Source organism: Sagittula sp. MA-2, assembly GCF_030126985.1.
In the GTDB taxonomy this organism is placed as follows: Bacteria; Pseudomonadota; Alphaproteobacteria; order Rhodobacterales; family Rhodobacteraceae; genus Sagittula.
Genome location: NZ_CP126145.1, coordinates 1,800,496 through 1,814,543, shown reverse-complemented (window position 1 = coordinate 1,814,543; position 14,048 = coordinate 1,800,496). Strand labels below are relative to the sequence as shown.

The 14,048-nt window shown below is 65.5% G+C and carries 14 protein-coding genes; 7 read left to right on the top strand and 7 right to left on the bottom strand.

Annotation, left to right across the window (positions count from 1 at the left end; all coding sequences use genetic code 11):
* Positions 1 to 148: 148 nt before the first annotated feature.
* Positions 149 to 709: a holin family protein gene (locus QNI11_RS09055; protein ID WP_283983167.1), complete on the bottom strand. Its 561-nt coding sequence runs from the start codon at positions 707 to 709 to the stop codon at positions 149 to 151.
* Entirely contained in the window at positions 700 to 1,320 is a 621-nt protein-coding gene (locus tag QNI11_RS09050) for a holin-associated N-acetylmuramidase (RefSeq protein ID WP_283983166.1), read from the bottom strand. Before QNI11_RS09050 ends, QNI11_RS09055 begins: the two co-directional genes overlap by 10 nt.
* Positions 1,321 to 1,405: 85 nt before the next feature.
* Between QNI11_RS09050 and QNI11_RS09045 the strand changes: the two genes are divergently transcribed.
* The gene (locus QNI11_RS09045) at positions 1,406 to 1,837 is read left to right on the top strand and encodes a cupin domain-containing protein (RefSeq protein WP_283983165.1); all 432 of its coding nucleotides are present in this window, start codon (positions 1,406 to 1,408) and stop codon (positions 1,835 to 1,837) included.
* Between the two features lie 100 nt (positions 1,838 to 1,937).
* Here QNI11_RS09045 and QNI11_RS09040 read toward each other — a convergent pair whose 3' ends face one another.
* The 4 genes from QNI11_RS09040 to zwf all read right to left on the bottom strand — a co-directional run bounded on the left by QNI11_RS09040 (position 1,938) and on the right by zwf (position 6,889).
* Positions 1,938 to 2,801: a PRC-barrel domain-containing protein gene (locus QNI11_RS09040; RefSeq protein ID WP_283983164.1), complete on the bottom strand. Its 864-nt coding sequence runs from the start codon at positions 2,799 to 2,801 to the stop codon at positions 1,938 to 1,940.
* Between the two features lie 140 nt (positions 2,802 to 2,941).
* Positions 2,942 to 4,522 (bottom strand): glucose-6-phosphate isomerase, encoded by a 1,581-nt coding sequence (gene pgi / locus QNI11_RS09035; RefSeq protein ID WP_283983163.1) that lies wholly within the window; start codon positions 4,520 to 4,522, stop codon positions 2,942 to 2,944.
* A gap of 78 nt (positions 4,523 to 4,600) precedes the next feature.
* Positions 4,601 to 5,278, bottom strand: coding sequence for a 6-phosphogluconolactonase (gene pgl / locus QNI11_RS09030; RefSeq protein WP_283983162.1), 678 nt, complete (start codon positions 5,276 to 5,278; stop codon positions 4,601 to 4,603).
* 156 nt (positions 5,279 to 5,434) lie between these two features.
* Positions 5,435 to 6,889, bottom strand: a complete 1,455-nt coding sequence (gene zwf, locus QNI11_RS09025) for a glucose-6-phosphate dehydrogenase (RefSeq protein WP_283983161.1) — start codon at positions 6,887 to 6,889, stop codon at positions 5,435 to 5,437.
* Between the two features lie 184 nt (positions 6,890 to 7,073).
* On the opposite strand from zwf, the gene QNI11_RS09020 reads away from it, so the two are divergent.
* From QNI11_RS09020 to QNI11_RS09000, 5 genes are all read left to right on the top strand, one after another.
* Complete coding sequence (locus QNI11_RS09020) at positions 7,074 to 8,021, top strand: radical SAM protein (protein ID WP_283983160.1); 948 nt, start codon at positions 7,074 to 7,076, stop codon at positions 8,019 to 8,021.
* 150 nt (positions 8,022 to 8,171) lie between these two features.
* Positions 8,172 to 9,116 (top strand): nucleoside hydrolase, encoded by a 945-nt coding sequence (locus tag QNI11_RS09015; protein ID WP_283983159.1) that lies wholly within the window; start codon positions 8,172 to 8,174, stop codon positions 9,114 to 9,116.
* An 8-nt stretch (positions 9,117 to 9,124) separates the two neighbouring features.
* Positions 9,125 to 10,111, top strand: coding sequence for a restriction endonuclease (locus QNI11_RS09010; protein WP_283983158.1), 987 nt, complete (start codon positions 9,125 to 9,127; stop codon positions 10,109 to 10,111).
* On the top strand, positions 10,108 to 10,554 hold the full coding sequence (locus tag QNI11_RS09005; protein WP_100930777.1) for a GNAT family N-acetyltransferase: 447 nt from the start codon (positions 10,108 to 10,110) through the stop codon (positions 10,552 to 10,554). The genes QNI11_RS09010 and QNI11_RS09005 overlap by 4 nt, the downstream gene beginning before the upstream one ends.
* A 115-nt stretch (positions 10,555 to 10,669) precedes the next feature.
* Entirely contained in the window at positions 10,670 to 12,097 is a 1,428-nt protein-coding gene (locus tag QNI11_RS09000; RefSeq protein ID WP_283983157.1) for a YdiU family protein, read from the top strand.
* Positions 12,098 to 12,425: 328 nt separating this feature from the next.
* Here QNI11_RS09000 and QNI11_RS08995 read toward each other — a convergent pair whose 3' ends face one another.
* Positions 12,426 to 13,343 carry a DMT family transporter gene (locus tag QNI11_RS08995; protein ID WP_283983156.1) on the bottom strand — a complete coding sequence of 306 codons (918 nt, stop codon included), beginning with the start codon at positions 13,341 to 13,343 and terminating at the stop codon, positions 12,426 to 12,428.
* Between the two features lie 204 nt (positions 13,344 to 13,547).
* Between QNI11_RS08995 and QNI11_RS08990 the strand changes: the two genes are divergently transcribed.
* Positions 13,548 to 13,964 carry a Fur family transcriptional regulator gene (locus tag QNI11_RS08990; RefSeq protein ID WP_005861016.1) on the top strand — a complete coding sequence of 139 codons (417 nt, stop codon included), beginning with the start codon at positions 13,548 to 13,550 and terminating at the stop codon, positions 13,962 to 13,964.
* The last annotated feature ends 84 nt before the right edge of the window (positions 13,965 to 14,048 follow it).

Below are 14,048 nucleotides of genomic sequence, written 5' to 3'. Positions count from 1 at the left end.
GCGGATCGGGCGTTCACTTTGTCGCGGGGGCCCATCACCCTCCGCCTGTCCGCCGTCGCAAACAGGTGCCCCGCCAACACGGAAACAGGCGCCGGACCGCAGCCGACGCCTGTCACGTTTCTATCCGCTGGGACGGCAAAGGGCGCCGTCAGGACGCCTTTCGCCAATCGTTCAAGGCGGCATTGTCGGCGGGGGTCTCGAACGCCTCTGGCTCTTCGGAGCCGACATTCACCTGCGCCCCGCCCCTCAGGGCTTCGACGTCGCGCACGGTCTGCACCACCTGCGGCACGGCGGCCATGGTCACCGCGATCTCGCGCTGGAACTCCTGTCCCTTCGCCTGGTGGCGGGCGCCGAAGTAGAAGCTGACGATCGCCCCCAAAAGCCACCACAGCGGCTCCGGCACCAGCGCGATCCCGGCCATGCGCGCCGCGAACCAAACCGGATCGACCATTGCCGCCACGAATAGCCCCATGGTACCAAGCGCCATGGCGGGACGCGGGATGCGGTTCAGCGCATCCATCAGACGGTCGAACCAGCCGCGGTCCGAAACGCGGAACTCCGTCCCGAACTGGCCGAGCGCGGCCTGCTGGGCGACCGCCTCGCGCACCGCGTCCTTCTCCGCGTTCACCCGGAAGACCTCGGCGGTGTCGGCGATCGCGTTCCGGCCGCTGCCGAACAGCGTCGCCAGAAGGCCCTGCACTATCCCCATGCCGCCACCCGCGCCTGAAACTCGGCATCCGTCATGTGATAACGGGCCGAGATGAACTCCTCCGCGCGGCGGATCCAGCCGCCCTTCCCGCCTGCGCGCGTCCGGGCATATTTGCGCGACGCCGGCCGCTGGTCCGCCAGGCGGAAGTAGTAGTTCCGCCGGGCGATCCCGTAGGCATCGGCCATGTGGTGCGGCGCCTTGGCAAAGGCGCGCGCGCAGGCGGCGATGGTTTGCGGACCGATGGCGCCGTCGACGCCCACCCGTTCGCCCATCTCCGCCAGCAGCCGCTGCAGGATGCGCACCGCGTTGGCCCCGGCGTTGACATACATGTCGAAGACCGTTGCCTGCAGCGCCTCGGGCAGCTCCGCGATCCGCGGGCGCAGGAAATAGTGGTCGAGGTAGATTTCCACCGCCTGCGCCCGGGTGATGCGCTTGACGTCCTCGGCATCGACCGCGCCGTCCCGCGTCAGGTCGAGACCCAGCCGGCGCATCGTGTGCACCGTCACCCCGTATTTCGTCGCGCCGCCCGGATCGTCCGGGTCGTTGACATAACCACCCTCGCGCGCGACGATTTCCTCGGCCATCTGCCGGACATGCCGTGCTGTTGCCATCGTTCTTGCCTCCTCATGAGAGCCACTCGATGCGGCAACCCTGCTGCGGTTTGGTTAACAGCCTTTGAGAGGAGCGCGCGCCGCCATGACGGAACTCACCGCCGAAGACATCATCGCGCGACTGGATCTCGCACCACACCCCGAAGGCGGGCACTTCCGGCAGACGTGGATCGCCGGGGCGGAGGATGGGACACGGCCCGCCGGCACCTGCATCTATTTCCTGCTCGGCCCCGGCGAGAAGAGCCATTGGCACGCGGTCGATGCGACAGAGATCTGGCATTTCTACGCGGGCACGCCGCTGGTCCTGTCGGTGTCGGCGACCAAACAAGGACCGCGCCAGAACATCCTGCTGGGACCGGATCTGCTGAACGGCGAAACGCCTCAGGCGATCGTTCCCGAAGGGCATTGGCAGGCCGCGCGGGCGGGCGACGGCTGGGCGCTCGTCGGCTGCACGGTATCGCCGGGCTTCCGCTTCGAGGGTTTCGAACTGGCGCCGCCGGACTTCGACATTCCCTGACCGCCCCGCCCTGCGAATTCGGGCACATGGCTCGCGGACACTCTGGAATCGAAACGACCCGGGACAATGCCCGGGCCGTTCCTTCACCTGTGAAAGGCGATTACTGCATCTGCGTCGTTTCGTACGCCTGCATCTCCGTCAGCTGGTCGTTGGAGTACCAGGTCACCACGTCGTAGCCACCACCTTCGAGCGGCACGAGCTTGGCTTCACCGGACTCGAGCAGCACGAACTTGTCGCCGATGCCGAGGAAACCGCCGACTTCTGCAACGATACCGGCGATGCCGCCGTCATCGCTGATGACGATGTCCTGCACGGAACCCACGCGGGTCCAGTCTTCGGCCACGGTGTTGAAGGACGCGGTCTTGTCCCACTCGCCTTCGATCACGTAGACGCGGTTGCCAATGATGGCCTTGGCCGACACGTCGCCGGTCACGCCGAGACCCTCTTCGCCCGAGGCCATCTCGCTGGACATGTCCGCGTCACCGGCCATCGAGTCGGTGCCTTCAGCGGCTTCCATGGTGTCGGACTCTTCCGCCATCGGATCGGCTGCGTCTGCCGAGTCGGTCGCGTCTTCTTCCTCTGCCATCGGATCGGCTGCGTCGGCGGTGTCCGTCGCGTCCTCTTCCTCTGCCATCGGGTCGGCTGCATCGGCGGTGTCCGTCGCATCCTCTTCCTCGGCGGCCGGGTCGGTCGCATCGGCAGAGGCGGTTGCGTCTGCATCGGCGTCAGCCGCGTCGGTGTCGGCCTCGGCGTCTGCGGTCGCTTCGCCCTCGACGGAGGTGGATTCGTCGGAGGTCGAGTCCACCATGTTCTGGCTGTCGGAATCAGACTCTTCGTTCGTCGCCTGATCCGTCTGCTGCGCCTGATCCTGCGGCAGGATCGTGGTGCTGTCGCTGTCCTGCTGCGCAATGGCGAAGGCAGGAATGAGGGCGGCGGCCGCGGTCGTCAAAAGAAAGCGTTTCATAGGAATTCTCCTTATCCCATCCAGATGACCAGAAAACGCCACCTCCCCCTTTCTGTTCCGCCCAATATTTTCGCATCGGCGCGGAACATTCCGCGCACACCTGCGTTTCACGCCGCTCTCAGCGATGTTTCACGCCGCTCTCAACCCTGATTTGCATGCACAAATCGCAACAATTGTTCGGTCGAGCCGTCCTTTCCGGCAATCGGCGCGTCTCCGCTCACCATCGGGCCAAGCGCCGTCGCCAGTTCCTTGCCCAGCTCCACGCCCCATTGGTCGTAGGAATTGATCCCGAGGATCACCCCCTCGACGAACACCCGGTGCTCGTACAGCGCCACGATCTTGCCCAGCGTCTCCGGGTCCAGCGTCTCGTACATCAGCGTGGTCGAGGGCCGGTTGCCCGGGAACACGCGGTGCCGCGCCTGCCGTTCCAGTTCCTCGCCCTCGAACTTGCCCGCGACCTTGCCGCGCGCCTCGTCCAGGCTGCGGCCCCGCATCAGCGCCTCCGATTGCGCAAGGCAGTTGGCCACCAGCAACTGGTGGTGATGCGCCAGCTCCGGCTCGTGTCCCTTCGCGGCGACCATGAACTCGCAGGGGATCACCCGCGTCCCCTGATGGATCAGCTGGTAAAAGGCGTGCTGGCCGTTGGTGCCCGGCTCGCCCCACACGACCGGGCCGCTGTCATAGGGCAGATCGGCGCCGTCCATGCTGACGCCCTTGCCGTTGCTCTCCATCTCAAGCTGCTGGAGGTAGGCCGGCAGGCGCATAAGCCGGTTGTCGTAGGGCAGCACCGCCCGCGTGGCATGACCCAGCCCCTGGTTGTGCCAGATCCCCACCAGCGCCAGCATCACCGGCAGGTTCGCCGACCATTCCGCCTCGCGGAAGTGCATGTCCATCGCGCGCGCGCCCGACAGGAAGGCACGGAAGTCCTCCGGCCCGACAGCGATCATCACCGATAGCCCGATCGGCCCCCACATGGAATAACGCCCACCAACCCAGTCCGCGAAGCCAAAGACCCGCTCCTCCGGAATGCCGAAGGCCCCGGCCTTCTCCGCGTTCGACGACAACGCGATGAACTTCCCCTCGTCCGACACGCCATGGCCTGCGAGCCAGTCCTTGGCGGATTGCGCGTTGGTCATGGTCTCGATGGTGGTGAAGGTCTTCGACGCGACGATGAACACGGTCGTCGCCGGGTCGAGCCCCTTCAGCGTGTCGGCGATGTCCGCCCCGTCGACGTTCGACACGAAGTGGCAGCGCGGCCCGTCATGGTAGGGCGCCAGCGCCAGCGTCGCCATCACCGGCCCCAAGTCTGAGCCGCCGATGCCGATGTTCACCACATCGGTCACGTCCGAGGCGCGCAGTTCCCGTGCCAGCGCCTCCATCCGGCCGAGCGTTTCCAGCACCTCCGGCATCACGTCCTCGCCGTCGACCAGAACCGGGTCGCCGTCGAGGTTCCTGAGGGCGGTGTGCAGGACCGCGCGCCCTTCCGTCTCGTTGATCTTCGCGCCGGTGAACATCGCCTCGCGCCGGTCCGCGACCTTGGCCGCGTCGACAAGCGCCAGCAGCGCCGCCTCGACCTCCGCGTCGATCTGCGTCTTCGAATAGTCGAAGAGCATCCCAAGGGCGGTCACGCTGAACCGTTCGGCCCGCCCCGTTTCGGAGAACAGATCCTCGATCCGGCGATCCCCGATGCGCGCTGCCTGCGCCTTTACAGCCTCGAACATTCCCGCTTCTCCGCTCATCGCCGCACGTCCGCGTCCGGCCTTTGAAATTCTTTCAACCCTAACCCCGCGCGTGGCGGGTCAGAGCGCCCAATGCACCTTGGCCTCGTCGAGAACCGCGTTGATCGGCGCCTCGATTCCCGGCTTGCCGCGGGCGCCCTCAAGCACCGCGCGCTTTTCCTCGCCGAAGATCAGGACGTGTTTCGACATGGCCCCGTTCAGCACGTGCGCCGACAGGGTGATCCGCGGCTCCGGCGCGCCGGGCGCGCGCATCGCCATCAGAATCGGCGCGTCGGGCTTCAGCGCCTCTTCGAGGCGGTCGGCCTCCGGAAAGATCGATGCCGTGTGCATGTCGGTGCCCATCCCCAGCAGCACCACGGCCAAGGGAAGCACCTCCGCGATGGGTTTGCTCAGTTCCTCAAGCGCGTCTTCCGGCGCATCGAAAGGGGCGTACAGGGGCAGAAAACGGGCCTTTGCCGCACGCTCGACCAGCAGACGCGACTTTACCAGCGCGGTGTTGGACCGCGGGCTGTCTTCGGGCACCCAGCGTTCGTCGCCCAAAAGAACGACCACCCGGCTCCAGTCCAGGTCGGCGGCGCAGAGATCGTCGAAGATCGGCCCGGGCGACGTTCCGCCCGGCACCACAAGCGCCGCGCGCTCCTCGTGCTGCAGAGCGGAGCGCAGGTCGCCTGCCAGCCGCTGTGCCAGCTCGATCGACAGCATTTCGCGATCCGGATACTCGATGAATTCGTAGGTCAAACCGTTTGTCCTTCCTCGGTCTGTCCACGGCGCACCGGCTTCCGACGCGCCGCACGTCACTAGTGGCAAAGACCGTTTGCCGCCGCCCAACGCGGCAAAGGCACCTGACCGGGGTCAGGTCCTTTGCCGGGAAAATGCGTCATCGGGCACCATGCCTCAAGACTTGATCTCGCGCCACTTGCGGCCATCGCGGTGCATCAGCATCAGCGCATCCTCGGGTCCGCTCGACCCCGGATCGTAGGGCTTGGGCACGTCGCCGCGCCGCTTCCAGCCCGCGATGATCGGATCGGTCCAGGCCCATGCCGCCTCCACCTCGTCGCCGCGCATGAACAGCGTCTGGTTGCCCCGGATGACGTCCATGATCAGACGTTCGTAGGCATCGGGCACCTCCTCGGCATCCGGCCCCAGGGCTTCGGCAAACGACATGTCCAACGGTACGTCCACCAGACGCATCCCGCCCGGTCCCGGCTCCTTGATGGTGACGCCCAGCGTCATCCCCTCGTTCGGCTGCAGCCGGATCGACAGCACGTTGCGGTGCGTTCCGGCCTCCGGACCAAAGATCGAATGCGGCGCGTCCTTGAACACCACGGCAATCTCGGACGTGCGCGACCGCAGCATCTTGCCGGTGCGCAGATAGAACGGTGTGCCCGCCCACCGCCAGTTGGAGATGTGGCACTTCAGGGCGACGAAGCTCTCGGTGGTGGAGCGCAGGTCGTCCACGTGCGTCCGGTACCCCGGCTGCGTATCGTCCGCGTCGTATTGGCCGCGCACGATCTGATGATGATCGACCGGGTCCAGCGCCCGGATGACCTTCAGCTTCTCGTCGCGCACCGCGTCCGGATTGAACCGTGCGGGCGGCTCCATCGCGATCAGGCACAATAGCTGCATCAGGTGATTCTGCACCATGTCCCGCATCGCGCCCGACTTGTCGTAGTAGGAACCGCGGCCCGCCACGCTCACCGTCTCGGCCACGGTGATCTGGATGTGGTCGACGTATTGCGCGTTCCACAGCGGCTCGAACAGCATGTTGCCGAAGCGGACGGCCATGAGGTTCTGGACCGTCTCCTTCCCGAGGTAATGGTCGATCCGGTAGATCTGCGTCTCGTCGAAATGCTCCGCCAGCGTGGCGTTCAGCTTCTTGGCCGTCTCGAGGTCCTTGCCGAAGGGCTTCTCGACCACCACGCGGCTGTCGTCGTCGGCCAGGCCGAAACTGCGCAGCCGTTCCGCAAGCGCGCCGAACAGCGACGGCGCGACCGAGAAATAGAAGGCGCGGATCACACCGTCCCTCAGCCGCCCTTTCAGCGTCTCCCAGCCGGTCTCGCCCATGGCGTCGACATGCTCGTAGCCCACCCGCTCCAGGAAGGCATCGACCTGCGCCTTGTCGGCCCTGTGCGCGCCGCCGAACTCGCGGATCGCGTCGGCGACCGTGTCGCGAAACGCCGCGTCGTCCATCTCGGACCGGGCGGCACCGATGATGCGGGCATCCTCCGGCATCTGACCCGCGCAGAAACGGCGGAAGAGGCCGGGCAGAATCTTGCGGCGCGCCAGGTCGCCTGTGCCGCCAAAGATCACGAGGTCGAAGCCATCCACCGGAATGACACGAGACACCATGGCATTACATCCTTTCAGTTTCGCGGCGCAGTTAGCGCTAACGACATGTCGATGACGACGTACCCCATCTGTTGCACGGAGTCTAACAGCGATGTTGCCCTTCACAAAGGCGTGGGACCAAATTGTGTTGCCCCGCCAAGAGATGCATCATCTTCCGGCACGGCCGCACAGCACGGAGAGCCAGATGAAAGACGCAAGCCTCGCCAACGAGGGCAAGTTCCGCGACCCGCACGTCACCGCGAAGGGCGAACCGCGGGCGCGCGTCGCGCTGTCTGACCCCCAGACGCTCTGGTTCAACACCGGCACGCTTTGCAACATCACCTGCGCCAACTGCTACATCGAAAGCTCGCCCGAAAACGACAGCCTCGTCTACATCACCGCAGCCGAGGTCGAGAGCTACCTCGACCAGCTCGAAGACCGCGACTGGCCCGTGCGCGAGATCGGCTTTACCGGCGGCGAACCCTTCATGAACCCCGAGATGATCGCCATGTCCCGCGCCGCGCTCGACCGCGGTTACGAGGTGCTGATCCTCACCAACGCCATGCGCCCGATGATGCGCCCCCGCGTGCAGCGCGGCCTGAAGGACCTGCAGGCGAAACACGGCGACCGGCTGACCCTGCGCGTCTCGCTCGACCACTATTCCGCCAGCCAGCACGACGCCGAACGCGGCATCGGCAGCTTCGCCCGGACCATCGAAGGCATGCGCTGGCTGCGCGACGAGGGGATCCGCATGGCCGTCGCCGGCCGCACGCTCTGGCACGAATCCGATGCCGAGGCGCGGCAGGGCTTTGACGCGCTCTTCTCCCGCGAAGGCTTCGACATCGACGCGGCCGACCCCGGCCAGACCGTCCTCTTCCCCGAGATGGACGAGACCGTCGAAGTGCCGGAGATCACCACCGCCTGCTGGGGCATCCTGGGCAAACACCCCTCCTCGGTGATGTGTTCGACCTCTCGCATGGTGGTCAAACGCAAGGGCGCCGACCGTCCCGCCGTCCTAGCCTGCACCCTCCTGCCCTACGATGCGGAGTTCGAGCTGGGCACCACCCTGGCGGAGGCGGAGGGCGAGGTCGCCCTCAATCACCCCCATTGCGCCAAGTTCTGCGTCCTCGGCGGGGCAAGCTGCTCTGCCTGATACGCGCATATAACGCGCTGCAATTCACCGGAAACGGGAAAACTGACCAAGGGTAAACCGGATCGGCAGGCCAATGCCTGCCGGATTTCTTTCGACACTTGCAGCACCCCGCCCCGCGTGTCACCAAACCCCCGCACGAGGAGACGCGCCATGACCACGCCCCGCAAGATCATCATCGACACCGACCCCGGGCAGGACGACGCCGTCGCGATTCTGCTTGCCCTCGCCTCTCCCGAAGAGATCGAGGTGCTGGGCATCACCACCGTCGCGGGCAACGTGCCGCTGCACCTGACCACCCGCAACGCGCGGATCGTCTGCGAACTGGCGGGCAAGCCCGACACCCGGATCTTCGCGGGCTGCGATACGCCGCTGGCCCGTCCACTCGTCACAGCCGAACACGTCCACGGCAAGACCGGCCTCGACGGCCCGGTGCTGCCGGAACCGACGATGCCGGTGGCCGACCTGCACGCGGTGGACTTCATCATCGACACCCTGCGCGCCGAGGCACCGGGCAGCGTCACGCTCTGCCCGCTCGGCCCGCTCACCAACATCGCGACCGCGCTGGAAAAGGCGCCCGACATCGCCCCGCGCATCGCGGAGATCGTGCTGATGGGCGGCGCCTATTTCGAGGTCGGCAACATCACGCCCGCCGCCGAGTTCAACATCTACGTCGACCCTGAAGCGGCGAAGGTCGTCTTTGCCTGCGGCGCACCCATCACTGTCATGCCGCTCGACGTGACCCACAAGGCGCTGGTGACGAAGCCCCGCAATGACGCCTTCCGCGCACTCGGCACCCCCGCAGGCCACGCCGTGGCCGAGATGACCGACTTCTTCGAACGCTTCGACAAGGAGAAATACGGCTCCCTCGGCGCGCCGCTGCACGACCCCTGCGTGACCGCCTACCTGATCGCGCCCGACCTTTTCGAGGGACGGCACATCAACGTCGAGATCGAGACCGCCTCCGACCTTACTCTCGGCATGACCGTCGCCGACTGGTGGCGCGTCACCGGGCGCGCCCCGAACGCCACCTTCATGGGGGCAATCGACGACGACGGCTTCTTCGCCCTGCTGACCGAACGGCTGGGCCGGCTATGACAATGTGGATGGTCCGCGCAGAGCGCAAAGGCGTCTTGTTTGACAGTTTTATCGAAGGCGAAATCGTAGCAATCGGCTGGTCCGAGATCGGTGATTTCACCGCATCCCCCAACCTGGAAAGAATGTTTGCCGCGTGCCAGCGTGCATTTCCCGAGAACACTGACTTCACCAACAAGATCGCTGCCGGACAAGTTTACCGCTTCATCACGGAAGTGGCAGAAGGCGACCATGTCGTCTCGTACGACCCTTCCCGACGCGTCTACGCTGTGGGGATGATCACCGGCTCTGCGTCCTACAGGATTGGGCATCTGGCAGACGGAGAACACAGCTGGCCCAATGTGCGCCCCGTAAAATGGATCGACGAGGTGAAGCGCGATGATCTAAGCCAGCCCGCACGTAACACACTCGGCTCATTGCTTACTCTTTTTCAGCTAAAACCTTCTGTCGAATCCGAAATCCTCAGCCGCCTCAAGGGAACCCCTGTACCTTCTGAACCGGCAGACGATGACCCGGAAGCAGCCGGCACCGAAATCGACATGGAAGAGCGTAGCATTGAGTTCATCTCCGATATGGTCGCACGTCTGTCTCCCAATCAGATGGAGGAATTCGTTGCCGGTCTCTTGCGTGCCATGGGGTACGCCACGCGAATATCTCCACCGGGCCCGGATCGCGGGGAGGACATTCGTGCAACCCCGGATGCGCTCGGCTTGCAGGACCCCCGCATCATCGTCGAAGTCAAACACCGCGCGGGTGCGATTGGTGCGCCCGACCTTCGCGGTTTTCTCGGAGGCAGGCACAGCAACGATAAAGGGCTGTACGTTTCGACAGGCGGTTTCACCAAAGACGCCCGCTATGAAGCGGCGCGCGCAAATATCCCTCTACAGCTTTTGACACTCGAAGATCTCGTCGAACTGGTCGTCCAGTATTATGACCGCCTGGATGTCGAAACCCGCGCCATGGTTCCTCTCAAACGCATTTATTGGCCGATACTATGAAATCCCTCCACCTCGCCACTGTCGAAGACCTCCCGAAACTCCTGCCGATGGTGGCGGGGTTCCATGGCGAGATGGGCTTCGGTACCGACGCCGAACACCACAGGGCGGCGATCCAGCCGCTGCTCGACGGCTCTCCGCATGGCGCGATCTGGCTGATCGGTCCGCGCCGCGCGCCGGTGGGCTATATCGCCATCACCTTCGGCTGGTCGGTGGAATTCGGCGGGCTCGACGCCATCGTGGACGAGATCTACATCCGGCCCGCCGTCCGCGGCCGGGGCATGGGCGGCGAGGCGGTGCACGGCATCGCCATGGCGCTGAAGGACGCAGGCGTTCGCGCCCTGCACCTCGAAGTCGACCGCGAAGACGACAAGACCCAGACATTCTACGCCCGCAACAAGTTCAAGGCGCGCGACGGTTACATCTTCATGTCGCGGGTTCTCTGACTGCCCGCCAGACCGATTTCTCATAAAACATCCCAGCGGCGCACAACGCGGCCCCTCGGGCGGTGCCCCGTTTGGCCCCCTGTCAAGCCGGCGCCTCCCCGCCTATATTGAAGCCATGACCCTGCACATCCCGTTCGACAACAGTTACGCCCGTCTTCCCGAAGGTTTTGCGGCCCACCTGCCTCCGACACGGGTGGCGCGCCCCAGCCTGATCGCCTTCAACCACCCGCTTGCGGAAAGCCTCGGGATCACCGGGACGCGCGACATGACCGACGACGACCTTGCCGCGCTGTTCTCCGGCAACGCGCTGCCCGACGGCGCAGAGCCTTTGGCACAGGTTTACGCCGGTCACCAGTTCGGCGGCTATTCCCCGCAACTGGGCGACGGTCGCGCGCACCTTCTGGGCGAGGTGCTGGCCCCGGACGGCCGCCGCGTGGACATTCAGCTGAAGGGCTCGGGTCCGACGCCCTTTTCGCGCCGCGGCGACGGTCGGGCATGGGTGGGTCCTGTCATCCGCGAATACGTCGTGTCGGAGGCCATGCATGCGCTGGGAATCCCCACGACGCGCGCCCTGGCCGCCTGCCGCACCGGGGAAGAGATCATACGTGAGCGCCCCCTGCCCGGCGCCGTCTTCACCCGCGTCGCGTCGAGCCACATCCGCGTCGGCACCTTCCAGTATTTCGCCAACCTGCAGGACCGCACGGGGCTGCAAACGCTTTTCAACTATACCGTGGATCGCCACTACCCGGACGCCGAATCGCCCACCGACCTGCTCCGCGCCGTGATCCGCAGGCAGGCCGCGCTGGTCATGCAATGGATGTCCGTGGGCTTCATCCATGGGGTGATGAACACCGACAACTGTACCCTGTCGGGCGAGACCATCGACTATGGCCCCTGCGCCTTCCTCGACGTCTATAACCCCCGCAAGGTGTTCAGCTCGATCGACACCTTCGGGCGCTACGCCTATGCGGCGCAGGCGGATATCATCGTCTGGAACATGGCGCAGCTGGCGACCGCCCTGATCCCGCTGATGCCGGACCAGGAGGCGGCGGTGGAGAGCTTCACGAAGGAGGTCCACGCCATGCCTGAGCTGCTCCAGGCGGAGTGGCTGGGACGTTTCGCGGCGAAACTCGGGATCTCCAACCCTCGGGAGGATGACGGTGCGCTGATCGGAGAGCTTCTGCAGCTGATGCAGGCGGGCGGGTCCGACTTCACCAACACCTTTGCGGCGCTGACGCGAGGGTCCGCGCGGGACGAGATCGCAGATCGCAGCGCATATGACGACTGGCACCGGCGGTGGCAGAGCCGCCTGACGGAGGAGGACGATACACAGGCCGTGCTCTCTGCCGCGAACCCCTTGGTCATCCCGCGCAATCATCGGATCGAAGAGGCCATTCAGGCGGCGACCGATGGGGATGACAGCCTTTTCAACAGGTTGCGCGACGCTCTTGCCACGCCGTATGAGGTATCGGAGCAGAACCAATGGCTCACGCGGCCGCCGAAAGAGGACGAAGTTGTCACCGCCACCTTCTGTGGCACCTGATCGCTGGGAGCGCTCGTAAGGGGCCCCGTGGTTGCCATATGGCGTTGGTGGACGATAGCAGACCGGCCGTCTGACGGGTTCGGGATATGGCCGTCGGCGTATCCGCAGCTGACACATGAGCCGTGGAAAACCGGTTTCCGGTCCAGTGGGCTCATGCCTTTGCATTGAAACGGAAGGAACCGGGTGGACGTCTAGTTCTTAACGACTTGGCAAGTTTTTCTGGTTCAATCCGATGCGGTTCGACTTGTCCAAGCCGCCCAATTTGGACCGTCTCTCCGGCTTTCCGGCTCCGTCCCGCACCCCGCCAGACGGCAGCGGCGCCCAACCCTCAGTCGGACTTCGGAGACCCGGCCTCGCGCCCGGCGGAGGCGAGGCCCTCGGGACCTGCGGGTTCAGCCAGCGGCGAGGGTCTCTTGCGGCGGTTGATCAGGACGATCCCCACCGCCACGAGGCCGAGCGCCACGATGAACTGCGGGCCGACCGGCTCAGCGAAGATCAGCCAGCCGAACACCACCGCCAGCACCGGCGACAGGAAGCTGAAAGAGGCGATGTCCGAGGCCGGGTAGATGGTCATCAGCCAGAGCCAGAACAGGAACCCCATGCTCGCCACCAGCACGCCATAGCCGAGGGCCGCGTAGCTGATCCAGTCCGGCGTCCGGATCAGCGGCCCGGCGAATGGGGCGACGCACAGCAGGATCACGCTCGACACCGCAAGCTGCCAGAACAGTTGGCCTTCGGCGGGGAGTTCCGAGATACGCGTCAGGCGTACGGTCAGGGCGATCCCGGCCCAGCACCAGCATGCGCCAAGCGCCAGCAGGTCGCCGCGAAGATCGCCGGCCGCCCGGCTTTGCGGATCGACAAGCGCCCATGCCACCCCGGCCATCGCCAGCCCCAGACCGGCGGTGCGCCGCAGAGACAGCCGTTCGCCGGGAAGCGTCAGGTGGGCCACCACCGCCAGCCAGACCGGCATGGAGTAGAACAGGATCGACGCACGCGACACGGTCGTGAGGTCCAGTGCCTTGAAGAGCAGGATGAATTCGACTCCGAACAGCCCGCCGAGCAGCAGACCGGGACCAAGCGTCGCGCCGAGGTTGCCGAAGCGACGACGGCGGATCACCACCCAGAGGGCCAGCGCCGCCAGTGCGAGGATCGACCTTAGACCGGCACCGAACACGGGCCCGAATCCGGTGTTCGTCAGCTTGATCACGACCTGATTGAAGGCGAGCGCCACGGCGAAGGCCGTCATGCCGGCCGCCCCTGGCAAATCCATAGAGCTCTTGCGTTCCATGCCTTTTCCAGACACCCGAAAAGACGCCGGGTCAATCCCCGGGAGATGCCGGATCGCGCGCGGCGCGCGGTTCCCGCCGCGTGAGCGAGGCCCGCCTCTTGGCCTTGGCCCCGTGATTGCCTACAACGGAGGACACGCAGATTTAACCTCGCCGGACCGCACATGCCCGACACCATTACAGAGCGTTGCGCTGCGCAGGGTCTGCGCATGACAGGCCAACGGCGCACCATCGCGGAAGTGCTTGAAGACGCGACCGATCATCCGGATGTCGAAGAGCTGTATGCGCGCGCCTCAACCCGCGATCCGAACATCTCCATCGCCACGGTCTATCGCACCGTGAAGCTGTTCGAAGAAGCGGGGATCCTCGAGAAGGTCGATTTCGGCGATGGCCGTGCGCGCTACGAGGATGCCGACCGGGAACACCACGATCACCTGATCGACCTGACCACCGGCGCGGTGATCGAATTCGTCGACGAGGAGATCGAGGCGCTGCAGGAAAAGATCGCCGAGAAGCTGGGGTACCGGCTGAAGGGTCACCGGATGGAGCTTTACGGCACGCCCATCAAGAAGCGGAAGTGACCGGGTTTCCCCAGTGGTCGGCCCCTCGATTTTCCGGGATAACGGGCGGGCGCAAGCGGTGACGCGTTGCGCCCCGCCGGTTCG